This window comes from Methylophilus sp. 3sh_L (assembly GCF_046766015.1).
Classification (GTDB): domain Bacteria; phylum Pseudomonadota; class Gammaproteobacteria; order Burkholderiales; family Methylophilaceae; genus Methylophilus.
The window spans coordinates 424,972-448,924 of record NZ_JBKOUF010000002.1 but is presented as its reverse complement, the minus strand read 5'-3'; the positions used below and the strand labels follow the sequence as shown (position 1 = coordinate 448,924).

At 52.0% G+C, this 23,953-nt stretch carries 26 protein-coding genes; 19 read left to right on the top strand and 7 right to left on the bottom strand.

Annotated elements, in window-relative coordinates:
* Positions 1-4: 4 nt before the first annotated feature.
* From ACIDF8_RS07720 to ACIDF8_RS07685, 8 genes are all read left to right on the top strand, one after another.
* Positions 5-727, top strand: coding sequence for an NYN domain-containing protein (locus tag ACIDF8_RS07720; RefSeq protein ID WP_412010036.1), 723 nt, complete (start codon positions 5-7; stop codon positions 725-727).
* Positions 724-1,314, top strand: a complete 591-nt coding sequence (gene wrbA / locus ACIDF8_RS07715; protein WP_412010035.1) for an NAD(P)H:quinone oxidoreductase — start codon at positions 724-726, stop codon at positions 1,312-1,314. Before ACIDF8_RS07720 ends, wrbA begins: the two co-directional genes overlap by 4 nt.
* 23 nt (positions 1,315-1,337) lie before the next feature.
* Positions 1,338-2,078: a HugZ family protein gene (locus ACIDF8_RS07710; RefSeq protein WP_412010034.1), complete on the top strand. Its 741-nt coding sequence runs from the start codon at positions 1,338-1,340 to the stop codon at positions 2,076-2,078.
* Entirely contained in the window at positions 2,075-2,437 is a 363-nt protein-coding gene (locus tag ACIDF8_RS07705; protein WP_412010033.1) for a DUF2069 domain-containing protein, read from the top strand. Before ACIDF8_RS07710 ends, ACIDF8_RS07705 begins: the two co-directional genes overlap by 4 nt.
* Positions 2,438-2,533: 96 nt before the next feature.
* On the top strand, positions 2,534-3,283 hold the full coding sequence (gene surE, locus ACIDF8_RS07700) for a 5'/3'-nucleotidase SurE (RefSeq protein WP_412010032.1): 750 nt from the start codon (positions 2,534-2,536) through the stop codon (positions 3,281-3,283).
* A gap of 36 nt (positions 3,284-3,319) precedes the next feature.
* Positions 3,320-3,994, top strand: a complete 675-nt coding sequence (locus ACIDF8_RS07695) for a protein-L-isoaspartate(D-aspartate) O-methyltransferase (RefSeq protein ID WP_412010031.1) — start codon at positions 3,320-3,322, stop codon at positions 3,992-3,994.
* On the top strand, positions 3,991-4,878 hold the full coding sequence (locus tag ACIDF8_RS07690) for a peptidoglycan DD-metalloendopeptidase family protein (protein ID WP_412010030.1): 888 nt from the start codon (positions 3,991-3,993) through the stop codon (positions 4,876-4,878). The genes ACIDF8_RS07695 and ACIDF8_RS07690 overlap by 4 nt, the downstream gene beginning before the upstream one ends.
* A gap of 73 nt (positions 4,879-4,951) precedes the next feature.
* The gene (locus tag ACIDF8_RS07685; protein WP_412010029.1) at positions 4,952-5,299 is read left to right on the top strand and encodes a hypothetical protein; all 348 of its coding nucleotides are present in this window, start codon (positions 4,952-4,954) and stop codon (positions 5,297-5,299) included.
* Between the two features lie 40 nt (positions 5,300-5,339).
* Here the strand turns inward: ACIDF8_RS07685 and leuA are convergent, their stop codons facing one another.
* Positions 5,340-7,034 (bottom strand): 2-isopropylmalate synthase, encoded by a 1,695-nt coding sequence (gene leuA, locus ACIDF8_RS07680; protein WP_412010028.1) that lies wholly within the window; start codon positions 7,032-7,034, stop codon positions 5,340-5,342.
* A gap of 162 nt (positions 7,035-7,196) precedes the next feature.
* Between leuA and ACIDF8_RS07675 the strand changes: the two genes are divergently transcribed.
* Positions 7,197-7,661, top strand: coding sequence for an Lrp/AsnC family transcriptional regulator (locus ACIDF8_RS07675; protein ID WP_194747001.1), 465 nt, complete (start codon positions 7,197-7,199; stop codon positions 7,659-7,661).
* 157 nt (positions 7,662-7,818) lie between these two features.
* On the opposite strand, the gene ACIDF8_RS07670 is transcribed toward ACIDF8_RS07675, so the two are convergent.
* The 5 genes from ACIDF8_RS07670 to ACIDF8_RS07650 form a co-directional block, all read right to left on the bottom strand.
* On the bottom strand, positions 7,819-9,255 hold the full coding sequence (locus ACIDF8_RS07670) for a hypothetical protein (protein ID WP_412010027.1): 1,437 nt from the start codon (positions 9,253-9,255) through the stop codon (positions 7,819-7,821).
* Positions 9,256-9,558: 303 nt separating this feature from the next.
* Positions 9,559-9,927 (bottom strand): thioredoxin family protein, encoded by a 369-nt coding sequence (locus ACIDF8_RS07665; protein WP_412010026.1) that lies wholly within the window; start codon positions 9,925-9,927, stop codon positions 9,559-9,561.
* A gap of 94 nt (positions 9,928-10,021) precedes the next feature.
* Positions 10,022-10,621, bottom strand: a complete 600-nt coding sequence (locus ACIDF8_RS07660; RefSeq protein ID WP_412010025.1) for a nitroreductase family protein — start codon at positions 10,619-10,621, stop codon at positions 10,022-10,024.
* Positions 10,622-10,631: 10 nt separating this feature from the next.
* Entirely contained in the window at positions 10,632-13,178 is a 2,547-nt protein-coding gene (gene mutS / locus ACIDF8_RS07655) for a DNA mismatch repair protein MutS (protein ID WP_412010024.1), read from the bottom strand.
* Positions 13,179-14,177: 999 nt separating this feature from the next.
* Entirely contained in the window at positions 14,178-14,993 is an 816-nt protein-coding gene (locus tag ACIDF8_RS07650) for an inositol monophosphatase family protein (protein WP_412010023.1), read from the bottom strand.
* Positions 14,994-15,077: 84 nt separating this feature from the next.
* Between ACIDF8_RS07650 and ACIDF8_RS07645 the strand changes: the two genes are divergently transcribed.
* A complete protein-coding gene (locus ACIDF8_RS07645) occupies positions 15,078-15,830 on the top strand; it encodes an RNA methyltransferase (protein ID WP_412010022.1) in 753 nt (250 codons plus the stop codon).
* 136 nt (positions 15,831-15,966) lie between these two features.
* Here ACIDF8_RS07645 and ACIDF8_RS07640 read toward each other — a convergent pair whose 3' ends face one another.
* Positions 15,967-16,275 (bottom strand): YkgJ family cysteine cluster protein, encoded by a 309-nt coding sequence (locus tag ACIDF8_RS07640; protein ID WP_412010021.1) that lies wholly within the window; start codon positions 16,273-16,275, stop codon positions 15,967-15,969.
* A 200-nt stretch (positions 16,276-16,475) separates the two neighbouring features.
* On the opposite strand from ACIDF8_RS07640, the gene cysE reads away from it, so the two are divergent.
* From cysE to fdx, 9 genes are all read left to right on the top strand, one after another.
* On the top strand, positions 16,476-17,210 hold the full coding sequence (gene cysE, locus ACIDF8_RS07635; RefSeq protein ID WP_412010020.1) for a serine O-acetyltransferase: 735 nt from the start codon (positions 16,476-16,478) through the stop codon (positions 17,208-17,210).
* A gap of 151 nt (positions 17,211-17,361) precedes the next feature.
* Complete coding sequence (gene iscR / locus ACIDF8_RS07630) at positions 17,362-17,832, top strand: Fe-S cluster assembly transcriptional regulator IscR (protein ID WP_412010019.1); 471 nt, start codon at positions 17,362-17,364, stop codon at positions 17,830-17,832.
* Between the two features lie 23 nt (positions 17,833-17,855).
* Positions 17,856-19,001, top strand: a complete 1,146-nt coding sequence (locus ACIDF8_RS07625) for a cysteine desulfurase family protein (protein WP_412010018.1) — start codon at positions 17,856-17,858, stop codon at positions 18,999-19,001.
* Between the two features lie 26 nt (positions 19,002-19,027).
* Positions 19,028-20,245, top strand: a complete 1,218-nt coding sequence (locus tag ACIDF8_RS07620; protein ID WP_412010017.1) for an IscS subfamily cysteine desulfurase — start codon at positions 19,028-19,030, stop codon at positions 20,243-20,245.
* A gap of 183 nt (positions 20,246-20,428) precedes the next feature.
* Positions 20,429-20,812: a Fe-S cluster assembly scaffold IscU gene (gene iscU / locus ACIDF8_RS07615; RefSeq protein ID WP_412010016.1), complete on the top strand. Its 384-nt coding sequence runs from the start codon at positions 20,429-20,431 to the stop codon at positions 20,810-20,812.
* Between the two features lies 1 nt (position 20,813).
* Positions 20,814-21,137, top strand: coding sequence for an iron-sulfur cluster assembly protein IscA (gene iscA / locus ACIDF8_RS07610; RefSeq protein ID WP_412010015.1), 324 nt, complete (start codon positions 20,814-20,816; stop codon positions 21,135-21,137).
* Between the two features lie 44 nt (positions 21,138-21,181).
* A complete protein-coding gene (gene hscB, locus ACIDF8_RS07605) occupies positions 21,182-21,694 on the top strand; it encodes a Fe-S protein assembly co-chaperone HscB (RefSeq protein ID WP_412010014.1) in 513 nt (170 codons plus the stop codon).
* Between the two features lie 6 nt (positions 21,695-21,700).
* Positions 21,701-23,593 (top strand): Fe-S protein assembly chaperone HscA, encoded by a 1,893-nt coding sequence (gene hscA / locus ACIDF8_RS07600; protein WP_412010013.1) that lies wholly within the window; start codon positions 21,701-21,703, stop codon positions 23,591-23,593.
* Position 23,594: 1 nt separating this feature from the next.
* Positions 23,595-23,936, top strand: coding sequence for an ISC system 2Fe-2S type ferredoxin (fdx, locus tag ACIDF8_RS07595; RefSeq protein ID WP_412010012.1), 342 nt, complete (start codon positions 23,595-23,597; stop codon positions 23,934-23,936).
* Positions 23,937-23,953: the final 17 nt, after the last annotated feature.

The following is a 23,953-nucleotide window of genomic DNA, read 5'->3' as shown; positions in this document are numbered from 1 at the left end:
AATCATGAACCATGACGCTCAAAATCCCAGGCTAGCGGTGCTGATTGATGCAGATAATGCACAAGCAGCGATTATTGAAGGCTTGCTTTCGGAGGTCGCCAAGTTTGGCATTGCCAGTGTGAAACGCATTTATGGAGACTGGACCACCCCTAATCTTGGGCAGTGGAAAACCACCTTGCTGAACCACTCTATACAACCTATACAGCAATTTCGTTACACCACAGGAAAAAATGCAACCGATAGCGCCATGATTATTGATGCTATGGACTTATTGTACTCAGGAGCATTGGATGGCTTCTGTATCGTCTCCAGTGACAGCGATTTCACGCGACTCGCATCACGAATCCGTGAATCCGGCAAACGCGTATATGGTTTTGGTGAGAAAAAAACACCTTCGGCGTTTGTGGCAGCTTGTGATCGCTTTATCTACACCGAACTGTTTCTGGAACAACCACAAGACAAAGAGACCACCAAGACTCCTGGCAACAAATTGCGTCAAGACACCAAGCTGGTCAACCTGGTTAGAACTGCAATTGATACAGCTTCAAATGAGGATGGCTGGGCGCATCTGGGGCCAGTAGGTTCCAATATTGTAAAAAATGCACCTGAATTCGACCCCAGAAACTATGGTTATGGCAAACTCAGCGACCTGATTAAAGCTATAGAATTATTTGAAATTGAAAAACAGCAAACACATCTGATCTTGCGTAACAAAACAAAAAAATGACCAACATTCTCATCCTTTACTACTCACAAGGTGGAGCCGTCCGCGATATGGCGCAGCAAATTGCGCGTGGCGTTGAAAGCGTGCCTGGTGCGCGAGCGCGTTTGCGCACGGTGCCCAAGGTCTCTGCCAACTGTGAAGCCACCGAGCCGGAGATTCCGGCCAGTGGAGCGCCCTATGCCACACTGCAAGATCTCGAAGAATGTGCCGGACTGGCACTAGGCAGCCCGACCCGTTTTGGCAATATGGCCGCGCCGATGAAATATTTTCTGGATGGCACCTCTGGACTCTGGCTAAAAGGGGCGTTGATTGGCAAGCCGGCTGCAGTCTTCACCTCTAGTGGCTCCATGCACGGCGGCAATGAAATGACCTTGATGACCATGATGATCCCGCTGCTGCATCATGGCATGCTGTTAATGGGCTTGCCTTATTCCGAACCGCAATTGGGGGCGACCAAAACCGGTGGTACGCCTTATGGGGCAAGTCATATCGGCGGTGCAATGGATGATCAGCCATTATCAGACGATGAGAAAAAATTATGTCTGGCCTTGGGCAAACGTCTGGCCCACACCGCACTCAAACTGCAATAATCGTTTTTTCAGGAAATTTAAGTATGTCTGCCGCACCTACCCCAAAATCATTGGCCCGTGAAGCCCGTCAATTCTTGTTTTCAACCCGCCATGCCATTTTATCGACGCATTCGATGAAGTATCCTGGCTTTCCGTTTGGCTCGGTGGCACCGTTTGTCTGCAACCAACAGGCAGAGCCGGTGATTCTGATCAGCACCATTGCCGAGCACACCAAAAATATTCTCGAAAACGCCAAAGTCTCTTTACTGGTGTTCTCGGGGGCGGAGGATTTGCAAGCCAACGCGCGCCTGACATTGATGGGCGAAGCCATTCCTTGCGACAAGCAGGATGCCGATCTGCGTGCCCGCTACCTGCGCTATTTGCCGCAGGCAGCCAGCTATTTTGATATGCATGACTTTCATTTTTACCGCATTCAGGTGGAGCATGTGCGCTATATCGCCGGCTTTGGCCGGATGGGCTGGTTTGAAGGCTCGGCGCTCAATGAAGGGCTGGGCGAGAGCATGCTGGCTGCACAAGAAGCAGGCATCGTCGCCCATATGAATGAGGATCACAAGGATAGCCTGCTGCAATATTGTCAGCATGTCCATGACATCACCGCCGACCATGCAGAAATGATAGGCCTGGATGCTGAAGGTTTTGATGTGCAATATCACCAGGGCGAAGAAACCCAAGGCTTGTTGCGTTTTGCGTTTGAGCAGCCCGTGCTCAATGCCATGGATGCGCGCAAAGCCTTGGTAGCCTTGTCTCAAGCGTGCAAAGCATGATCGCGCGCTGGTTGATGATCAGTCGCTGGGTTGCCAGCGTCAGCTTGATTGCGTTGATTGTATTGTGCCTGGGCTGGGAAATTTTATGGGCGCCCTTACGGGCCGGAGGCAGCTTGCTATTTTTAAAAGTGTTGCCGTTATTGGGTCCGGTATTTGGCATTTTGCGTGGCAAGCGCTACACCTACCAATGGTCTGGCATGCTGATCCTGTTTTATTTTACCGAAGGCGTGGTCAGGGCCTGGTCAGAGACCGGGATCAGTCATTGGCTGGCGCTGGCTGAGATCTTGTTTAGCGCGCTGTTTTTTGCCAGTGTCGTCACCTATGCCAAATTTAGCGGCAGCCGTTACCAAGCGGCTTAATCGGCATTAGCCAGCAAGGTTATTTAGCGAGTTTCACAGTAAATTCTTTGCGGAATCCACGCTAACAAGCCCGGTAAACCTTATATAATATCGGGCATGAAAATTCTGTTATCTAACGACGATGGCTATCTCGCGCCCGGCCTGAATATCTTGGCCGCGCACTTAAGCAAAATAGCCGATATCACGGTGGTTGCCCCCGAGCGCAACCGCAGTGGTGCCAGCAACTCACTCACCCTGGATAGGCCACTGAGTGTCAAACAAGCCGCCAATGGCTTTTTTTATGTGAACGGCACACCTACCGATTGTGTGCACATTGCCTTAACCGGCCTCATGCAAGAGATGCCAGACATGGTCATCAGCGGCATTAATGATGGTGCCAATATGGGTGATGATACGATTTACTCAGGGACGGTAGCCGCCGCGACCGAGGGGTATTTACTCGGCATTCCGTCTTTTGCTATTTCCATGTCGCAGCATCAGGCGCAGCATTTTGAAACCGCCGCCAAAATCGTGGTTGACTTGGTTCATCAATACAACCATAGCGAATTTACTGAGCCGACCTTGTTGAATGTCAATGTCCCGGATGTGCCGCTGGAAGCCATCAAAGGCAAAAAAATTACGCGCCTGGGCAAACGCCATAAGGCAGAACCCGTGATTCAACTGCAAACGCCCAGAGGCGAAACCGTTTACTGGGTGGGCGCTGCGGGCCAGCCGAATGATGGCGGTGAAGGCACTGACTTTCACGCTGTGGCAGAGGGCTATGTTTCCATTTCCCCGATTCAGGTCGATTTGACCAAGCACACTCAAATTGCCACCCTGCAGCAATGGCTGCAAGGCCAGCAATGAGTCATCAGAAGCAATCAGTCATAAGAATTAAGTGACATGGCGATCCCAAGAACATCACACAAAACCGGTATCGGAATGACCTCGTCGCGGACACGCGAACGCATGTTGACGCGCCTGCGCGAGCAAGGCATTCAGGATGAAATTGTCATTGCGGCCATGGCAGAGATTCCCCGCCACATTTTCGTTGACGAAGCGCTGTCTATCCGCGCGTATGAAGACGTTTCGCTACCCATCGGTTACGGCCAGACCATTTCGCAGCCTTACATCGTGGCCAAGATGACGCAAATTTTGCGCAATGGCAAACCATTGAATAAAGTCCTTGAGATTGGCACCGGTTGTGGTTACCAGACAGCCGTGTTGTCACGCGTCAGCAGCGAAGTCTATTCACTGGAACGTATCCGCCCGCTGGTGATGAAAGCGCGGAATCATTTACGCACCCTCAAATGTACCAATGTGAAACTTGACCATGCCGATGGCAGCCTGGGACTCAAGGATTATGGCCCGTTTGATGCCATCATGGTGACCGCGGCGGCCAGTCATGTCCCGCAAGAACTGGTCGAACAATTAGCTGTAGGTGGCCGCATGGTGATTCCGGTGGGGACGACTGACCAGGTACTGCATTTGATCGAACGGACCGCACAAGGGGTTCAACAGACCGCGCTTGAGTCCGTGAAGTTTGTTCCATTGTTAGGAGGCACTGCTTTATCATGAATTTACGCACCTTGCTGATCACGTGCGGAACTGCCTGTACGCTTGCTGCCTGCGCACTCAACTCGCCCATGCCCCGCGCACCGGTCACCAGTGTGTCCTCACCTGTCCCTGAGAGTAAACCGGCGGCCCCGGTCAGTGTGGGTGCGAATCAGTATCTGGTACAAAAAGGCGATACGCTCTATAGCATAGGCCGAAAGTTTGGCATTCCATTCATGAAATTGGCCGAATTTAACCAACTGCAAGCACCGTATGAGATTCATGTGGGCCAAGTGCTCAACCTCACGGCAAAAAGCGTGACCAGCGCGGCAAACAGCAAAAGCACGGATCCAACAGGCTCCGATGATGCTGAGGTAGTCACTTCCGCAATCAGCAGACCGGACATGAATGCAAGCACGGAACCGGCTACTGCCGCCAATGTGCCCTCTACAGCCCCGGTGGCTACCGAGGGCGAAAAATCTGCAGCCCCTTTAGACCTTGAAGCCATTAACGACGCCGATATTCAATGGCAATGGCCGCTTGCAGGCAAGGTGAGTGCAGGCTTTGATGCGCAAACCAATAAAGGCTTGAATATCACGGGGAGCGCCGGTCAGGCAGTGACCGCCGCGGGTGCAGGTAAAGTTATTTACAGTGGCATGGACGTGCGCGGTTATGGCAAGCTGATTATCGTCAAACATAACAGCAACCTGCTCTCGGTCTACGCGCATCAGGGCAACTCAGTGGTTAAAGAAGGCGTATTTGTGACTCAAGGCGAAAAACTCGCCAGCCTGCCTGCGCCAGCCAATAACAAACTACCGGTCTTGCATTTTGAAATCCGCCAAAAAGGCAAACCGGTAGATCCGGCGACCTATTTGCCCACAACGCCGGCCACTGCCAGCAGTCATTAGGCATTGCGTGGCCAGCGCGGGTTGATCACGCGCCAATGAAGAATGCAGCACGGCAAACAGCAAAGGAGCTGGCATGGACCCTAACCGCTACAGCAAGAACCGTCATATCCGGCCAGACAGCGTTTGGAAAATCTTGCAGGCACTGCTGACGCTGGCGCTGGTGATTTGTGGCCTGCTTGGCATCGCTGTGCATCTATTTAGCAACGAGTCTGGCCCGGCTGACTGGTTGCAGTGGCTGATGGCCAGCCCTATGAATATCGTGATCGCTGTCGCTACCCTGCTGGCCCTGTTTGTGTTTCACCGCTATATCAGCCACCTGACTAATCAGCAACGCCGTTCAGCCAGTGATTTCCCAGTCTATGTCATGATGCTGCTAGGCGCTTATTTTATCTATCAACTGCTCACCACTGGGCATTGGTAGAGGCCATTCAGCACCTAAGTCCACACCCTACATCCAGCCATCAAGCTGTTTTGAGCAGCTTAGCTGCCTGCACATGGCAACGGTTCATGCCACTAAAAATGGCCTGTAGCGAAGCGGTGACGATATTCGTATCCATCCCCACGCCGTAACACACCTTACCCTGGCACACAACCTCAACAAACGCGCACGCCATCGCCTCACCAGCTGAAGGGCTGGCCCCCAGTGAGCGCTCCTCAAAGCTACGCACTTGCACCTCGATACCGATATTCTGCAGCGCATGAATCGCAGCATCCACAGGCCCGTTGCCCTGCCCGCTGGTAATGGTCGGCACCCCATTGACGGCCATATGCATACGGATGGCCTGGCCCTGGGCATAACTCTCCAGCTGGTAATCATGCATATGCATAGGCATCACCGCTGAAACATAATGCGCATTAAACAGCTGCCAGAGCTCAGCAGGCCCCACCTCGCTGCCATGTTGGTCGGTATATTGCTGTACCACCGCAGAAAACTCCACCTGCATGCGTCTCGGCATCACCACGCCATAATGACTCTCAAGCAGATAAGCCACTCCGCCTTTGCCTGACTGGCTATTCACCCGGATGATGGAATCATAATTGCGGCCCACATCCTTGGGGTCTATCGGCAGGTAAGGCATATTCCAGGGCGCATCGGCTGGCTGCGACTGCCTTGCAGTAAAGCCTTTTTTAATCGCATCCTGATGCGAACCAGAGAATGCGGTAAACACCAGATCCCCGGCATAAGGATGACGCGGGTGAATCTCAATCTGCGTACACTCTTCCACCGTCCGGCCAATCGCATCAATATCAGAAAAATCCAGGCCAGGATGCACCCCCTGCGTATACATATTCAGCGCCACCGTCACCAGATCGACATTGCCGGTGCGCTCACCATGCCCAAACAGGCAGCCTTCCACGCGGTCAGCCCCGGCCATGATGCCGAGCTCAGTCGCCGCCACGGCGGTACCACGGTCATTATGCGGATGCAGGCTCAGAATCACGCTGTCGCGGCGTGCCAGATGGCGATGCATCCATTCAATCTGGTCTGCGTACACATTCGGCGTCGCCACTTCCACGGTGGCTGGCAGGTTAATAATCACCTTGCGGTCAGGCGTCGCACCCCAGGCCTCTGTCACCGCATCACACACCTCTTTAGAAAACGTCAGCTCAGTCGCCGTGAACGTCTCCGGGCTGTATTGCATGATCACCTCGGTTTCAGGCATGTCAGCAGCCAGGCTTTTCACCAGCCGCACCGCCTCTACCGCCATGGCCTTCACCTCATCCTTAGTCATGTTGAACACCACGTCCCTAAACGTCGGCGAAATCGCGTTATAAATATGCACAATCACCCGCCGCGCGCCACGGACTGACTCCATCGTGCGGCGGATCAGATGCTCTCGCGCCTGCGTCAGCACCTCAATCGTCACCTCCTCGGGAATCTGCTTTTCTTCAATCAGGCTACGCACAAAGTTGAAATCGGTTTGCGAGGCCGAAGGAAACGCCACTTCAATTTCCTTAAAGCCCATCTGGCACAGCATCTTGAACATACGGCGCTTTTTATCCGCATCCATCGGCTCAAACAGCGACTGATTACCGTCGCGCAGATCGGTACTCATCCAAATTGGTGGGTGCGTGATCACGGCATTCGGCCATTGACGGTCCGGCAGATGAACGGGAGGAAAAGCCTGATATTTATGTGCGGATTGTGTCTGCATGTTGTGCTCCAAAAGATGTTTTTGACACAACACATGATAAAGATTTTGCAAAAAATTAAATTGCTAATTCAATCAACAAACGCGTTTATTAAAAATAATATTTCAATATAAAATAATTTTTTGTAATATTATTTCAATATCTAAAATTAAACAGAAATATCCATGAAATTAGACCGTTTTGACAAAGCCATTTTAAACATCCTGCAAACCGAAGGCCATATCAGCAACCAGGACCTCGCCGACCGTATCGGCCTCTCCCCTGCCCCCTGCCTGCGCCGGGTCAAAGCGCTCGAACAAGCCGGGCTAATCCTCGGCTATCAAGCGCTGGTAGACGCGAAAAAGCTAGGCCTGAGCCTGATGGCACTCATCGGCATCTCCATGGATCAACACACACCAGAACGCTTTGCCAATTTTGAAAGCAGCATTACACAAATCCCTGAAGTACTGGAATGCCTGCTCATTACCGGCCAACAGTCTGACTACTTGTTAAAAGTGGTGGTGAAAGACATGGATGACTACCAACACCTGCTACTGCATAAAATCACCAAGATTGCAGGCGTCACCGGGGTGCATACGAGTTTTGTATTGAGAAATGTGGTGGCTCGGGCGAAAGTGCCAGTGGAATAATTTTTGAGCAGAAGAAATGCCTAGAAGACTGTTTTTCATTTATCTAAATCAATGAGTCAAATATGCTCGGTTGATTGTTTTAGCCATTCCACACCTCCTAAAAATTAGGTCGATAGCCTACTTTTCTAAGACAAGTCATGTGTCCTGTTTGAGATGGTTAGGCGTCACTCGCTACAACATCGCTGTTCTCCATGGAAGGTGCATTTCGTTTCGGGGGCAAAGGGAACTTAACTCGACCAATGCTCGAGAGCAACGCTTGTCGACAAATGGCTGCATAGTCCTGATCATTTTCGGAGAGAATATACTGCACTGGAACAAAGAGGTCGGCAGTGGCAACCAAAGCGGTCGATGAGGTCGCCGCGGCACTGTGGCATTTCTCTGTAAACGGATCCTCTCTCTCTTGCGGTGGCTGCAAACGGAAGCCGTTTCCGAAAAGAACTGGCTTGGCTGGCGCGCTTACATCTTCACGCTGAAGGTCTTCATGGATATTCATCGAGAGCTGACGCAATTTATCGATGTTCACTGCCTTGGTATCTTTGCCTTCTGCCTCACCAATCAGCCGACCTTCAGCACATTCAAACACCACATCGAATTCGGAATCTGACTCTTTGAAGGGTGCTGCTTTGAAGCCGAGGATTCGCAGCGCCTCGATGATTGCAGCTTCGAGTGGCTTGCCCTTTTCGTAGAGAAGGGCGCGCGGCGAACCTGCGGCATTAAGCGCTTCGGCAATAAGCTCTTTGCGTTTCTGCGCCTCTTCGACTGCACGCTCTGCTGCCAGCAGTTCAACGCGCAGCTTTACTTCAGACTGCAACGAGTAATCTGCTCCAGTGGCCCATGACGGTTCTGGCGTGATCTCAGATGCCGATCTAAGCGCCTTGTCTAATGCCACTATCGAGGATATGAAAGCGCCCGCGAACTGTTTCGCAGCAGCCGTCCAATTCTTCCCCTTTAAGAAGTTGCTGGCATAAAAATCAATATCTGGCAGCAACAACAGCGTGCCCGCAGATGTCTTACTCCGGTAGATCGCACCGACGGTTTTGTCGCCCGCTCGCGTAAGGACGCAAGGCGGTAGATCCGTACTACTCAGAACTACTTGAAAAGTTGAACGAGCCGAGAATTCAGCCCAGTAAGGCGCCAATACCTCGGCGCCTATAGGCGACAACTTCATGGACGATCCAGTCGTAACCACTGGACCAACCTTAACCGGTAGCGCGTCGTAATTCGAGAGCAACGCAACGTGTCTCGTGGTCTTCTGATTTCGGCCCGTCCCTGAGTATGAGCGTTGTCCGGTGTCGGCAAAGACCTCATACACCTGGGGCAAGTAGACGAAGACGGTTTTGCCTGTCTCAACTGCCTGTTTGATCTCTCGGCGCCAGTGTTCGCAACACTCCTTTGCCTCGAATGACGCAGTATCACCCAAACTCGGCTTGCCTTGGTATGTGGTGTAGTAGTTTTCGACAAACTCGTAAATATCGGGCTTGAAAAGCACAATATCCCAGTCCAGCAGAGACATTTTGGAACGGAAGCTGGCGTAAGTAGTCTCGGCAGCTGCTAGCTCAAGACCTACGGTGAGGATTCGTTTTGCTGTGGACATTGACGATATACCTTGTGACGCCTAACAATAATTATAGAGATCCATGGTCTCTATAGTAAGAATTGGACATTTTCTGATGTACATGGCTGGAAACCTTTTGCTCCTTCTTGGTTTTGTTGTTTATGCGTCCACTTATCAAATTAATAATATAGAGACAGAGGATTAATGTTTTACTGATTGTAGCCTACAGGGGCAAACTTTCAACCTGTGATGCGACATACAAGCAGTGATAAAAATTAACCGTCTCAGAAAAGCAAAAAGCCATGCTAAGCATGGCTTTTTAAGCTTAAGCAAACACACCAATTATTGCTTGGCGTCTTCTGCCTTGTAATACTCGCGCACTGGCGTCATATCAAAGTCTCTTGCCCATTTGATAATTTCATCCAGCGCTGGCGCGCCAATCTCGCCGACTTGTGCGTGTATGCCTGCGCGTTCGCGCACAACCAGCAAGCCTGGAATCTGCTTCACCTCAAAATAATCTGAGATTTCAGGGTCGGTTTCGGTATTGACCATGCCAAACACGATGTCTGGATTTTTTGCTGCCGCGGCCTCAAAGGTGGGCGTAAAGGCAACACAGGGATCACACCATGGCGCCCAGAAATCGACAATCACGAATGGGTGATTCTCGATGGTTTCTTTAAAATTTGCTTTGGTCAGCGTAACGACTGCCATATGATCTCCAATCCGTTCAATTATATTTTTATCGCCAGCATTTTAGCAGAGGATGGCAGGCTCGCTAACCGCTTTTGCTGCAATCGCGCAAAGTTTAAACAATGCTTTGATCCCATTGCCCATTGAAAAACAGCTCATTGAGCGGTTTACGGGTACGCGCTGCGGTTTCACGCTCTTTGGTTTCACCCGTCAGGCTTTCAACATCCGCTTGGTAGCCGACGGTGACCATGGCCAAAATCTGGTAGCGCTCGGGCACTTTAAATGCGGTTCTGGCTTTATCAGCGTCAAAGCCCCCCATCTGGTGCGCCATTAAACCTAGCGCGGTGGCTTGCAGGCACAGGTTTTCAGTGGCGGCGCCGGTATCGTATGGCGCCCATTTGTTAGGTTTGTCGTTATGGCTAAACAAGGTATCCGCGCAAATCAGCAGTAATACTGGTGCGTTCACAGCCCAGCCCTGGTTGCCCGGCACCAGGCAGTCAAATGCGGCTTGCCAGGCTTGCAGGTTCTCTGCCTTGTTGCAAACCACGTAGCGCCAGGGCTGGTCACCAAAACAGGAAGGCGCCCAGCGGGCTGCTTCAAGCAGGCTGATGACTTGCTCTTTACTCACACCTTGGCTGGCATCATAGGCGCGGCCACTCCAACGGTTAGCAATCAAATCGTGTATAGGCTGCTGGGTAATAGCTGGTTTTTGCATGTGGGGATCCTCACAGTTGTTTTTTCAATTGATAAAGTAACTCTAGTGCCTGCTTAGGTGTCAGGTCGTCAGGCTGAATGCGTTCCAATTCTGCGACCACCGGATGGGCAGGCGGTTCCTCGGGCGCCTCGGCACTGGCAAATAAATCATTTTGCGGGGTAGCGATAATCGTCTGGTTTTCGAGTTGCTGCAATTTGCGCTTGGCCAAATTCACGACAGACTTTGGAATGCCGGCCAGCTGTGCCACCTGTATGCCATAACTCATGGTCGCAGCACCCTCTTCAACCTTGTGTAAAAATACAATGCCCTGACCATGCTCAACCGCGTCCAGATGCACATTGGCGGCATGCTTGGCTTCATCGACGATGCGGGTCAGTTCAAAATAATGGGTGGCAAACAAGGTCAATGATTTGTTTTTTTCAAGTAACTGTTTAGCCACCGCCCAAGCCAGGCTCAAGCCATCAAAGGTACTGGTGCCGCGGCCGATTTCATCCAGCAACACCAGGCTGTTTGCCGTGGCATTATTGAGGATGTTGGCAGTCTCGGTCATTTCTACCATAAAGGTCGAGCGGCCACCTGCCAAATCGTCAGAGGCGCCGATACGGGTAAAGATACGGTCTATCTCACCAATAACTGCGCTTTGTGCAGGCACAAAACTGCCGCAGTAGGCCAGTAACACAATCAACGCGGTCTGCCGCATAAAGGTCGATTTACCACCCATGTTAGGGCCGGTGATCAGCAATACCTGCCGGTAAGGATTGAGCGTGACATGGTTAGCCACATAGGGCTGGGCGATACTCTCGACTACCGGATGCCGGCCACCTTGAATATCCAGGCCGGTGTCAGCACGGAATTGCGGCTGCACATAATTGAGCGATCTGGCCCGCTCGGCAAAACAGGCCAGCACATCCAACGTCGCTACGGCGGCGGCAATACGCTGCAACTGCGAGATGTGCGGTAGCAAGGCTTCCAACACCTGTTCATACAGCATTTTTTCACGTGCCAGCGCACGCTCATTGGCGCTCAACACTTTATCCTCAAACGCTTTTAACTCGGGGGTGATAAAGCGCTCTACGTTTTTCAAGGTCTGGCGGCGGCGGTATTCTGGCGGGGCACTCTCTGCCTGTAAGCGGCTGATTTCAATGTAAAACCCATGCACGCTGTTGTATTCCACCTTGAGGTTGGCAATGCCGGTGCGGGCTTTTTCTGCCGCCTCAAACTGCAACAGAAAGTCACCGTGGTCAGTCTGAATGGACCGCAACTCATCCAACTCGGCATCGTAACCTGTGGCAATCACGCCCCCTTCGCGCAATACGGCAGAAGGCTCGGCTTGAATCGCTTGTACCAATATCTGCAAGGCCTCAGCAGGCACCTGCAACTCGGTAAGCAAGCTCAGTAACAAACCAGAGTGTACTTGTGGCAAGCTGCTGACCAGCGCGGGCAATTGCAACAAACTATCACGCAGGCCAGACAAATCGCGCGGCCTGGCCGACTTGAGCGCCACCCGTGCGGTCATGCGCTCAATGTCACCAACGTGGTGCAAAGCCTGCTGCAAGGCTTGATCCAAAAACTGTGCAAACAACTCGGCAACGGCCAAATGCCGTTGCTGGATGACCTGCTGGTTACGCAAAGGATGGTGTAACCAGTGGCGCAACAAACGCGCGCCCATGGCGGTTTGCGTCGAGTTAAGCAGGGAATATAAAGTGGGGCTGGCTTCACCCCGTATGGTGGTGTCAATTTCAAGGTTGCGCCGAGTGGCCGCATCCAGTTGCAGGTAATGATGGCTCTGCTCGACACGCAAGCCGACAATATGCGGCAAGGCCGTACGCTGCGTGTGTTTCACATATTCAAGTAAGGCCCCCGCTGCTGTTACGGCTGCCGGCATTTCGCCACAGCCAAAACCAGCCAGGTCATGCGTATTAAATTGCTGGGTCAAGCTGCGGTTGGCCGTCTCAAGGTCAAATTGCCAAGGGGCCAGGCGCTTTTTGGCACAACGCAGCAACTGCACGGCCTCAACGGTATGATCTTCAGCCATCACCAGCTCGGCGGGATGGATGCGCTCCAGCTCCTGCAGCAAATAGCCAGGTGCAATTTCACTCAACACAAACTCACCTGAGGCTAAATTGAGCCTCGCCAAGCCTAGCACGCCCTCTCCTCGGGCAATACACAGCAAGGTGTTATCGCGCGTCTCATCCAATAACGCCGCATCGGTGAGCGTACCTGGCGTCAAGATACGGGTCACCTCACGCGCCACCGGCCCTTTGGAAGTCGCCGGATCGCCCACTTGCTCGCAAATCGCAACCGCCTCACCCATTTTCGCCAGCTTGGCCAGATAACCCTCGGCGGCATGGTATGGCAAGCCCGCCATCTTGATCGGCTCACCATTGCTGGCGCCACGGCGAGTCAACGTAATGCCCAGCAACCGCGCTGCCTTTTCTGCATCCTCAAAAAACAACTCGTAAAAATCACCCATGCGGTAAAACAGCAGCATATCTGGATACTGTGCTTTAAGCATCAGGTATTGACGCATCATGGGGGTGTGGTTTTCGAAAGACATGCGGAGAAACTTTGATTAAGATTTATTTGGGGTAAATAGCCAGTGCATCTTACAACAAAAGAATACTTTTTTTGCGTAGCGATGTCTTTATTAAGCCTCAAACCAAAGTAAGAGTAAAAAAATCATTCACTCAAATTTGAATGTTTTACTTGTTTATTAATCGGCATTTTTCGCCTGTTGGCGAGTCACTTTCTGGTGCTTGTCCCCCAGAAAGTAACCACAACTAACGCAGTGTTGCGGCGTAGGCTAACCTTTAGGTTAAGCCACGCAGTGGCGGCCGAAGCCAAAGAGGACGACACCCAGCCATCACGGCCTTCGGCTCCCTTGCGTTGTTGGCTACGGCCGCTGCGCTTAACATCGCTACGCGAGTTAGCCTACGCCGTAACAGACTGCTGCGCAGTCTTAGTTATCAACAAAGTAAGCTGTCACGAAACTCGCCCTAGCAGCTTGCACACCCCGCAAGCTGCCGCGGAGCTCAGACAGTCGCTCCCTTCTCTCTTACTTTGTTTCCGCTACTCAGCGTGATGGGATGGGGATTATCTCGCCAAAGTCACACTGTTGAAATTTGAACCGTTCAAAATTTTTTTGTTTAATCCTATACTCGTTGCGCTCGCATGGTTTTCGGGGTCACCATCTGCCGCACGCTTTAATTAAAAGAGTGCAACGCAGGCTTGGCGGGAGTCTTCGGCCATCGGCTGTCCGAGTTCCGCAACAAGCCACGTTCTGTGTGGCTTGTCAGGGCGAGTTTCGATGGCCGCCCGGCAAGCCGAGTAGCACAGGATAGAAGCGGAAGCTGGGGTGCACTTTCTTTTGGTTACTTTATCTTTGTGCAAGCAAAGAAAAGGAACTCGCCTAGGGGCGAAACAAACATTTCACTGATCAAGCATCACACTCAATGTAATCAATACTGCGCGAGAAAATGAGAGTTTTTAACTGATTTAATATAAAAAATAAACCCGGACATTTCTATCCGGGTTTAGTGATTTATCCAATCAGAAACTACATGCCCAATGTGGGTGTTTTAATCCGCTCAGTCAAATGTGGCGCTATCACCTGCAACATCTGCCCAAATACTTTCGGGTTGGCCGCAACAATATTACCGGTACGCAACCAGCTTTCGTTGCCTTCAAAGTCACCGACGATGCCACCAGCCTCCTGCACTAATAAGGCGCCTGCAGCAATATCCCATGGGGAGAGATTGATCTCGAAGAAACCATCGCTATAACCCGCTGCAACGTAAGCCAAGTCGAGTGCTGCTGAACCAGGACGGCGCAAGCCAGAGGTTTTCTTGGCCATGTCGCGGAAAATATTGATGTAGGTTTCAAGGTAGCTGAAATCTTTGAATGGGAAGCCGGTAGACAGCAAGGCTTCGTGCAGTTTTGCGCGCTGGGTGACGCGGATACGGCGGTTATTGAGGAACGCGCCACTGCCTTTAGTGGCGGTAAACAGGTCGTTACGCACCGGGTCGTAAATCACAGCTTGCGTCAGCACGCCTTTTTCTTGCAAGGCAATTGAGATGCAGTAGGCCGGGAAGCTATGCAAAAAGTTAGTCGTTCCGTCCAAGGGGTCGATGATCCAGATGCTATCGGACTCGCTGTTAGATTTACCGCTCTCTTCGCCATAAAAGCCATGGTTAGGATAAGCGTCCTTGAGTACGGCAATAATGGCTTGCTCGGCACCACGGTCCACTTCACTGACAAAGTCGTTCGTGTCTTTTTGCTCGATTTTGAGGGCGCCAATATCCATGGCGGCACGGTTAATGATTTTGCCAGCTTCACGCGCGGCGCGGATGGCGACATTCAGGGTTGGATGCATGCTGTGGGATTCTTGATTACACTGATAAAATGCTATTTTAGCTTTTTAAGCGCTGTGTCACAAACACAACGACCAACTTTACGCATGTCCTCTACCGCAGAATCCCCCATTTTTAATAATATCCGCGTGGTACTTTGCCAAACCAGCCATCCTGGCAATATTGGTTCGACCGCACGCGCCATGAAAACCATGGGCTTGCACCGGCTTTATCTGGTGCGTCCCAAGCACTTTCCCGATGGCGAAGCCAAGTCACTGGCCGTGAATGCAGGCGACGTGCTCGATCATGCCATCGTTACCGAAACGCTGGAAGAAGCCCTTGCCGATTGCCAGTTTGTGATTGGCGTCAGTGGCAAGGAGCGCTCGCTGTCGCAACAGGTGATGACGGTGCGTGAAGCAGCGCAAGAAGTTAAAACCGTCGCCAGCCATAGTCAGGTTGCCCTGGTGTTTGGTACCGAAATGAGCGGGCTCAGTAATGCCGAGGCGGATCGTTGCCATGTGCTGGCTACGATTCCGGCTAATCCGGAATATACTTCGCTCAACCTGGCACAAGCGGTGCAGGTGATGTGTTATGAAACCCGCATGGCGGTGACCACCGGTGAACTGCATTATCAGGAAAAGCCGGTGGAACTGGCGACGCAGGAAGACCTGGAGCGTTTTTATGAACATATGCGCGAAGTGCTTGAGCATATCGGCTACATCAATCCACGCGCACCGAAAAAACTGTTTGAGCGCTTGCGCCGTCTGTATGGCCGTACCCGGCTCGAAAAAGAAGAGGTCAACCTGTTGCGCGGAATTTTGACGCTCACGGTCAATCCCAAAAAACACAGCAAGTATTAAACACAGCAAGTATTTAGTCGCTGCTTTCACCACAAAAGGACGAGCAGAGTTCAGATAACGAAGCAAAATGCCGATTGCTTTTTCATCGGCGTCTATCTGCGTTTATCGGCGGTGAATATTTCTCCCCCTTAAGCCGTCAAATCGCCGCCAACCCGATCTTCGCCCGCGCCTCATTGCAGACCGTTGAGCCTGCCTCAAACTCGCGGCAGGTGCTGGAACGCAAGGCATAAATGCTGCAACCGACGGCTTGCCCGACCTCACCTTGCAAGGCGACACAACGGACCGGTTTGATCTCTGTGCCCTGCATGCAGACATAGGTCTCGTTGACCTTGCGCGTCATGCTGACCGGCACCGTGCCCAGCGGATGCGCATCGGTTTCTGCCCAGTAAAACGACACCCGATAACTGGCACAACAGGCCCCACAAGATTGGCAATGATCTGACATTTAACACGATTGGCTGATTAACACGCCCGATATTTTAACGGCTTTCACTTTTTTAGCCACAACGCCCACATAAGGCAAAGAAAAACAAAAACGTGTGTTTCATGGGTTTCCTCTGCGATCTCTTCGCCCTCTGTGGCTAACCACCTATCTCAACCAACAACCCGGCAAGCCTAAGCCACGACTTGTGGCATAATGCGCGCATGTTCAAACATCTTAAAGAAGATATTTCGATTGTGTTTGACCGTGACCCGGCCGCACGGACACATTTCGAGATCCTGACCACCTACCCTGGTGTCCATGCACTGATTTTGCATCGCTTTAGCCATTGGCTTTGGCACCACCGGTTGTACTGGCTAGGTCGCGCTTTCTCCCATCTTGGACGCTGGATTACCGGGATTGAAATTCACCCCGGAGCCACCATAGGACGCCGCGTGTTTATTGATCATGGCATGGGCGTGGTGATTGGTGAAACGGCCATTATTGGTGACGATTGCACGCTTTATCATGGCGTGACTTTAGGCGGGACAAGCTGGAACAAGGGCAAACGCCACCCTACCCTGGAGTCTGGCGTGGTGATTGGTGCTGGTGCCAAAGTGTTAGGCCCGATCACCATAGGCAAAAATGCCAAGATTGGTTCCAATGCCGTTGTGGTCAAGGACGTCCCGGAAGGCGCCACTGCGGTGGGTATCCCGGCACGCATCTTGGAGGAAGAAAAAGCCAAGCAACGCCAAGATGCTGCACAAAAAATGGGATTTAATGCCTATGCCGTGGGCAATGATGAGAATGATCCCATGATCAAGGCGATTAACAGCCTGCTGGACCATGCGCATAAACAAGAGGCGGATATTGAAGCCCTGAAAGCGCAATTAGCCCGCCTCAACGATCTGGAAAACGACAGCAACGTGGGCGAAGCCTTTGCCAAAAAACCGGAATAAGCAATACGACAAGCCCGACCAGCCCAGCTTATAGGCCGCCCAGCCGGATGATTTCGGTGAATCAAAATACGCTGAACTTTTACCGCATAATAATTGACTAAAACAGTAGGTTATTTTATAATTTGCTACTGTTTTTAAAGGTCATCTCAAGATGCGATTAACTACCAAAGGTCGTTTTGCCGTTACCGCCATGTTGGATATCGCGCTCTATGAAGCGGATAAACCTGTGACGCTGGCCGGGATCAGTGAGCGCCAAAGCATTTCATTATCTTATCTTGAACAGTTATTCAGCCGCCTGCGCAAACAAGGCCTGGTTTCCAGCGTGCGTGGTCCTGGTGGCGGTTACCGTATCGCTAAAGCGCATCAAGAGATTTCTGTGTCTGACATTATTACTGCGGTGGATGAACAGATCGACGCCACTCAATGTGGTGGCAACGAGAATTGCCACGAAGAAGGCCGCTGCATGACCCATGAGTTGTGGGCCTCCCTAAACAGCAAAATTCTGGAATATTTGTCAGGGGTCACCTTGGCAGACATGGTAGACATGCAACGCAATAAATCTTCTGGAACAGTGATTTTTGCACCGAGAAAATGTGGCTCTGAAGCCAGCATTGCGGCTTAAGGCCAGGCATCCAGGATCAGTCCATGACCACCGCTTTTTTTGACCACAACAGCACCACCGCACTGAAGCCGAAAGTGCTGGATGCCATGCTGCCATGGCTGGGGCAAGCAAGTGGTAATCCGACCAGCCGCCATGTGTTTGGCCGCAATGCGCGTGATGCCATGGAACTGGCCAGGGCACAGATAGCAGAGTGTGTGGGCGTGCAACCGTCGCAAGTGGTATTTACTTCTGGCGGCACTGAAGCCAATAACTTTGCAATCAAGGGGATAACAGCAAACCTGAATCCTTCGCAATTATTGATCAGTGCTATTGAGCATCCCTGTGTCACCAAACCGGCACAGTCGCTGGCTTGGCATGATTGGCAAGTGAAGGTGCTACCCGTGACTGCGGATGGCACGCTGGATTTGCACCAAGCGGAACTCGCCTTGAATACGCGTACCGGTTTAGTGTCTTGTATGTTGGCGAATAACGAAACTGGCGTTTTGCAACCGGTGGCTGAATTGGCAACGTTGGCAAAAGCCCGTGGGGCCTTCATCCATACCGATGCCGTGCAGGCATTTGGCAAGGTGCCGGTCAATTTTCAACAATTGGGCGTCCATGCCATGACGATTTCCAGCCATAAAGTGGGTGGTCCAGTTGGGGTAGGCGCATTGATTCTGGATAAACGGGTAGATATCGCGCCATTGCTGTACGGTGGCGGCCAGGAAAAAGGCTTGCGGAGTGGCACAGAGAACGTTGCCGGTATTGTAGGCTTTGCCCGCGCCTGCCAGCTTGCCATGCAAACCTTGCAAAGCCGCAGTGCGGCGACTCAAGGTTTACGGGATCAGCTTGAAGCGGGTTTACAACGGCTGGGGGCGGTCATTTTTGGCGCAAACACCGCCCGCTTGCCCAATACGAGTTTTTTTGCCATCCCCAATATTGAGGGTGAGACCTTGGTTACCGCGCTGGATAAAGCCGGATTTGCCGTCGCCAGCGGTTCAGCTTGCTCAAGCGACAGTACTGAGCCCAGTCATGTCTTGCTGGCCATGGGGATAGAACCTGACCTTGCGCGTGGCGCGGTACGCGTGAGTTTGAGCGACAGTAATACCGCCGAAGAAATCAGCGAATTTTTGGCCGCGTTGCAAAAAGAAGTGCAACGCCTCAAAGGGTTAAGTGCCATTGCGGCATAAGTATTTTATGGAAAGAGCATTGAAATATGTCTGAAAGAAAGCCGATCTACCTGGATTATTCAGCGACCACGCCTGTGGATCCTCGCGTTGCGCAAAAAATGATCCCCTATCTGACTGAGGACTTTGGTAACCCTGCTTCCCGTAGCCATCCCTATGGCTGGACAGCCGAACAGGCCGTGGAAAATGCGCGTGAAGAAGTGGCCAGGCTGGTGAATGCCGATCCACGCGAAATCGTCTGGACCTCAGGTGCAACCGAATCAAACAACCTGGCGATCAAAGGTGCAGCGCACTTTTACGCGGCCAGCAAAGGTAAACACATCATTACCTCGGCCACTGAGCACAAAGCGGTACTGGACACCGTGCGTGAACTGGAGCGCGAGGGTTACGAAGCTACTTACTTGCAACCAGAAGCCGATGGCCTGATTTCACTGGAAAAATTCAAGGCCGCAATCCGCCCAGACACCGTGCTGGCGTCTATCATGCTGGTGAATAACGAAATTGGCGTGATCCAGGATATTGAGTCCTTAGGTAATCTATGCCGCGCCAACAACGTGATCTTCCATGTGGACGCTGCACAAGCGACCGGCAAAGTCGCGATTGACCTGGAAAAATTGCCGGTAGACCTCATGAGCTTTTCTGCGCACAAAACCTATGGTCCTAAAGGCATAGGCGCACTGTATGTCCGCCGTAAGCCACGTATCCGTATCGAAGCACAAATGCACGGCGGTGGTCATGAGCGCGGCATGCGTTCAGGCACCTTGGCGACCCACCAAATCGTAGGCATGGGCGAGGCTTTCCGTATCGCACGTGAAGAAATGGCGAGCGAAAACGAGCGTATCCGCATGTTGCGTGACCGTTTACTCAATGGTTTGCTGCAAATTGAAGAGACCTATGTCAATGGCGACCTGGATCATCGCGTTCCACATAACCTCAACGTGAGCTTTAACTTTGTTGAAGGCGAATCGTTGATCATGGCGATCAAGGATATTGCAGTGTCTTCTGGCTCGGCCTGTACCTCTGCCAGCCTGGAACCAAGCTATGTGTTGCGTGCCCTGGGCCGCTCTGACGAGTTGGCACACAGCTCCATCCGTTTCAGCATCGGCCGTTTCACGACGGAAGCCGATGTCGACTACACCATCGACTTATTGAAGAGCAAGATTGGAAAATTGCGTGAACTGTCCCCATTATGGGAGATGTTCAAGGATGGGATTGATTTGTCCAAAGTTGAATGGGCAGAGCATTAAAAGTTGATCTTTCATCGCCTGGCGGCGTTGTCGACATGCTTGTTTAGATTAAACTAAACGGCGCATGCCTCCGCCTTGCCAGACAATGAAATCTGCAATTTTTATTCATTAAAGAAATATTTTTAATAATTAAAACGCGAAAATCAGCCTGATTACCGCGATTTAATTGATAGGAGCAAGAGCATGGCTTACTCAGATAAAGTATTAGACCACTACGAAAATCCACGTAATGTGGGTTCTCTGGACAAAAATGACCCGAACGTGGGCACCGGTATGGTCGGCGCGCCGGCGTGTGGTGACGTGATGAAACTACAGATCAAGGTCAATGAGTCTGGCGTGATTGAAGATGCCAAATTCAAAACCTATGGCTGTGGTTCTGCGATTGCTTCCAGCTCATTGGTGACTGAATGGCTCAAGGGTAAAACCTTGGACCAGGCACAAGAGATCAAGAACTCTGCGATTGCCGAAGAGCTGGCTTTGCCACCGGTAAAAATTCACTGCTCGGTGCTGGCAGAAGATGCCATCAAATCTGCGATTGCCGATTTAAAATCCAAGCAAGGCGCATAATATGGCCATTACCCTGACAGAAGCCGCCGCCCAACGTGTTGAAAAGTTTCTGGCAAACCGTGGCAAAGGCATAGGCTTGCGCCTGGGGGTGAAAACCACCGGCTGTTCAGGCATGGCCTATACGCTGGAGTTTGTGGATGATTTACAGCCTGAAGACATGACGTTTGAGAGTCACGGCATTAAAGTGATCGTCGACCCGAAAAGCCTGGTTTACATTGATGGCACGGAACTGGATTTTGCCAAAGAGGGGCTGAATGAGGGCTTTAAGTTTAACAACCCGAATGTCAAAGACGAATGCGGTTGTGGTGAATCTTTTACCGTTTAATTGTTGCCGCAGATGACGCAGGTTTTCTGCGGTAAAACCCCTATATGCAAAACCATTTCTCGCTGTTTCAACTGCCAGTTCAATTTGAGATTGACCAGGCCACGCTAGATGCAAATTACCGCAAACTGCAAGCCGAAGTGCATCCCGACAAATTTGTGAATGCCTCCCCGGCCGAGCGCATGCAATCCATGCAGATGGCCACCTTGGCCAATGAGGCCTACCAAACCCTGAAACAGCCGACAGCTCGCGCCCGTTACCTGCTGCAATTGCAGGGCATCGCCACCGATGAAGAGCAAAATACCGCCATGCCTGCAGATTTTCTGATGACGCAAATGGAATGGCGCGAGGCGATGGAAGAAGCCAAGTTTGGCAAAGATATTCCGGCATTGGAACGCTTGCTATCAGACATGCGTCAGGCGGCCAAAGCTTTGCAGCAACAAGTGAAAACCGAGCTTACTGATGTCCCGCAAGCGGCGGCACTGACCGTACGGAAAATGCGTTTTATTGACAAAGTGACTGAGGATATCGACCAGATCATCGCCCAGTTGGAAGATTAGAGTTTCATGGCCCTATTACAGATTTCTGAACCAGGTTTTTCGCCCGCCCCTCACCAGCATAAACTGGCAGTGGGCATAGACCTTGGCACCACCAACTCACTGGTGGCCACCGTCCGTAGCGGCATGAGTACTGTCCTGCATGACGAGCACGGGCATGCCTTGTTACCGTCTGTCGTCCGTTACCTGGATGAAGCAGCCGTCATCGTCGGCCATGAAGCGCAAGCAGCGCAAAGCCAGGATCCGGTGAACACCATTGTTTCGGTTAAGCGCTTTATGGGCCGTGCTTTGCATGACATCACTGACCGTGCACATATTCCTTACCATTTTGTTGAAAACGACAGTTCACAGGGTGTATTGGAGCTCAAAACCCGTGCTGGGCTCAAAAGTCCGATCGAAATTTCTGCCGAAATTTTAAAGACACTGAAAGTGCGCGCAGAAAAAGCGTTGGGCGGCGAACTTACGGGGGCAGTCATTACCGTGCCCGCCTATTTTGACGATGCGCAACGCCAGGCAACCAAAGATGCCGCCCGGCTGGCAGGCCTGCATGTGCTGCGCTTACTCAATGAACCCACTGCAGCGGCTGTCGCCTATGGCCTAGATAACGCCGCCGAAGGCGTTTATGTGATTTATGACCTTGGCGGCGGCACCTTTGATATTTCTATCCTGCGCTTGAGCAAGGGCGTGTTTGAGGTCCTGGCGACCAACGGTGACTCTGCGCTGGGTGGGGATGATTTTGACCACCGCATTTATTGCTGGGTGCTAGACCAGGTGCGCAGTAAAACGGCTGACTTCAAGCCGCTCACCGAAGAAGACACCCGTTTGCTACTGACCAAGGCGCGTCAGGCCAAAGAATGGCTGACCGATAATCATGAAGCCAATATTGTCTGCAAGCTCAGCAATGGCGCCCTGGTAGATGAAACCTTGAGTGTGAGCCAGTTTGTCGCCCTGACCGAACATCTGGTGAATAAAACCCTGAGCCCAACCCGCAAAGCCATGCGCGATGCAGGGCTGGCCATCGATGAGATCAAAGGCGTCGTCCTGGTGGGTGGGGCAACCCGCATGCCGCATATCCGCCATGCTGTACAAGGCTTTTTTCAGCAAGAGCCGCTCACCAATCTGGACCCGGACAAAGTCGTGGCCCTGGGGGCTGCCATTCAGGCCAATATCCTCGCAGGCAACCGCAGTGGCGATGACTTATTGCTGTTGGATGTAACGCCGCTCTCTTTGGGACTGGAAACCATGGGCGGGCTGGTTGAAAAAGTCATTCCACGCAACTCGACCTTGCCGATTGCACGCGCCCAGGATTTCACCACCTACAAAGACGGCCAAACGGCGATGGCGATTCATGTTGTGCAGGGCGAGCGCGAGCTGGTTAGCGACTGCCGCTCACTGGCTCGCTTTGAACTGCGGGGCATTCCACCTATGGCAGCTGGGGCTGCCCGTATCCGCGTCACTTTCCAGATTGATGCCGATGGCCTGCTCTCGGTCTCTGCGCGCGAACAGACCAGTGGCGTCGAGTCCAATGTCACCGTCAAGCCTTCTTACGGCCTCAACGAAGAACAAATCACCAGCATGCTCAAAGCGTCATTTGGTGCGGCAGAATCGGATAAACAGGCGCGCATGTTACGCGAAGCGATTGTGGATGCCCAACGCCTGATTGAAGCGATTGAAGCCGCGCTGGTAGAAAGCGGTGCGACCTTGCTCGATGCGGCGGAGCGCGCGCAGATAGAAGAAGCCATCAAGGCGTTACGTGCCTTGTGTGAGCAACACGATAGCCAGGCCATCAAACAGGCGACCGAAGCCCTCAATCATGCCACCGAAACATTTGCGGCGCGCCGTATGGATGCTTCTGTTCAAAAAGCACTGGCCGGAAAAAACCTGGATTCACTGGAACTCTGATATGCCTAAAATTACTATTCTTCCCCATGCTGAACTTTGCCCGGAGGGCACCGTAATTGAGGCAGCCCCAGGGACCTCGATTTGTGACGCGTTGTTAAAGCACGATATTGATATTGATAATGCCTGTGGCGGCGTCTGTGCCTGCACCACCTGCCATGTGATTGTGCGCGAAGGCTTTAATAGCCTGAACGAGATCGAAGAAGATGAAGAAGACATGCTGGACCGTGCCTGGGGCCTGCAACCGCACTCCCGTTTGTCTTGCCAGGCAGTGTTGCAGGAACAGGATGTCACGGTTGAGATTCCCAAATACAGTATCAACCTGGCCAAAGAAGGCCATCATTAATTAATTAATCAATCCAT

Bases quoted from the DNA above. Each gene is read 5' to 3' on its own strand.
- ACIDF8_RS07720 (WP_412010036.1), top strand. From the start codon at position 5: ATGAACCATGACGCTCAAAATCCCAGGCTAGCGGTGCTGATTGATGCA.
- wrbA (WP_412010035.1), top strand. From the start codon at position 724: ATGACCAACATTCTCATCCTTTACTACTCACAAGGTGGAGCCGTCCGC.
- ACIDF8_RS07710 (WP_412010034.1), top strand. From the start codon at position 1,338: ATGTCTGCCGCACCTACCCCAAAATCATTGGCCCGTGAAGCCCGTCAA.
- ACIDF8_RS07705 (WP_412010033.1), top strand. From the start codon at position 2,075: ATGATCGCGCGCTGGTTGATGATCAGTCGCTGGGTTGCCAGCGTCAGC.
- surE (WP_412010032.1), top strand. From the start codon at position 2,534: ATGAAAATTCTGTTATCTAACGACGATGGCTATCTCGCGCCCGGCCTG.
- ACIDF8_RS07695 (WP_412010031.1), top strand. From the start codon at position 3,320: ATGGCGATCCCAAGAACATCACACAAAACCGGTATCGGAATGACCTCG.
- ACIDF8_RS07690 (WP_412010030.1), top strand. From the start codon at position 3,991: ATGAATTTACGCACCTTGCTGATCACGTGCGGAACTGCCTGTACGCTT.
- ACIDF8_RS07685 (WP_412010029.1), top strand. From the start codon at position 4,952: ATGGACCCTAACCGCTACAGCAAGAACCGTCATATCCGGCCAGACAGC.
- leuA (WP_412010028.1), bottom strand. From the start codon at position 7,034: ATGCAGACACAATCCGCACATAAATATCAGGCTTTTCCTCCCGTTCAT.
- ACIDF8_RS07675 (WP_194747001.1), top strand. From the start codon at position 7,197: ATGAAATTAGACCGTTTTGACAAAGCCATTTTAAACATCCTGCAAACC.
- ACIDF8_RS07670 (WP_412010027.1), bottom strand. From the start codon at position 9,255: ATGTCCACAGCAAAACGAATCCTCACCGTAGGTCTTGAGCTAGCAGCT.
- ACIDF8_RS07665 (WP_412010026.1), bottom strand. From the start codon at position 9,927: ATGGCAGTCGTTACGCTGACCAAAGCAAATTTTAAAGAAACCATCGAG.
- ACIDF8_RS07660 (WP_412010025.1), bottom strand. From the start codon at position 10,621: ATGCAAAAACCAGCTATTACCCAGCAGCCTATACACGATTTGATTGCT.
- mutS (WP_412010024.1), bottom strand. From the start codon at position 13,178: ATGTCTTTCGAAAACCACACCCCCATGATGCGTCAATACCTGATGCTT.
- ACIDF8_RS07650 (WP_412010023.1), bottom strand. From the start codon at position 14,993: ATGCATCCAACCCTGAATGTCGCCATCCGCGCCGCGCGTGAAGCTGGC.
- ACIDF8_RS07645 (WP_412010022.1), top strand. From the start codon at position 15,078: ATGTCCTCTACCGCAGAATCCCCCATTTTTAATAATATCCGCGTGGTA.
- ACIDF8_RS07640 (WP_412010021.1), bottom strand. From the start codon at position 16,275: ATGTCAGATCATTGCCAATCTTGTGGGGCCTGTTGTGCCAGTTATCGG.
- cysE (WP_412010020.1), top strand. From the start codon at position 16,476: ATGTTCAAACATCTTAAAGAAGATATTTCGATTGTGTTTGACCGTGAC.
- iscR (WP_412010019.1), top strand. From the start codon at position 17,362: ATGCGATTAACTACCAAAGGTCGTTTTGCCGTTACCGCCATGTTGGAT.
- ACIDF8_RS07625 (WP_412010018.1), top strand. From the start codon at position 17,856: ATGACCACCGCTTTTTTTGACCACAACAGCACCACCGCACTGAAGCCG.
- ACIDF8_RS07620 (WP_412010017.1), top strand. From the start codon at position 19,028: ATGTCTGAAAGAAAGCCGATCTACCTGGATTATTCAGCGACCACGCCT.
- iscU (WP_412010016.1), top strand. From the start codon at position 20,429: ATGGCTTACTCAGATAAAGTATTAGACCACTACGAAAATCCACGTAAT.
- iscA (WP_412010015.1), top strand. From the start codon at position 20,814: ATGGCCATTACCCTGACAGAAGCCGCCGCCCAACGTGTTGAAAAGTTT.
- hscB (WP_412010014.1), top strand. From the start codon at position 21,182: ATGCAAAACCATTTCTCGCTGTTTCAACTGCCAGTTCAATTTGAGATT.
- hscA (WP_412010013.1), top strand. From the start codon at position 21,701: ATGGCCCTATTACAGATTTCTGAACCAGGTTTTTCGCCCGCCCCTCAC.
- fdx (WP_412010012.1), top strand. From the start codon at position 23,595: ATGCCTAAAATTACTATTCTTCCCCATGCTGAACTTTGCCCGGAGGGC.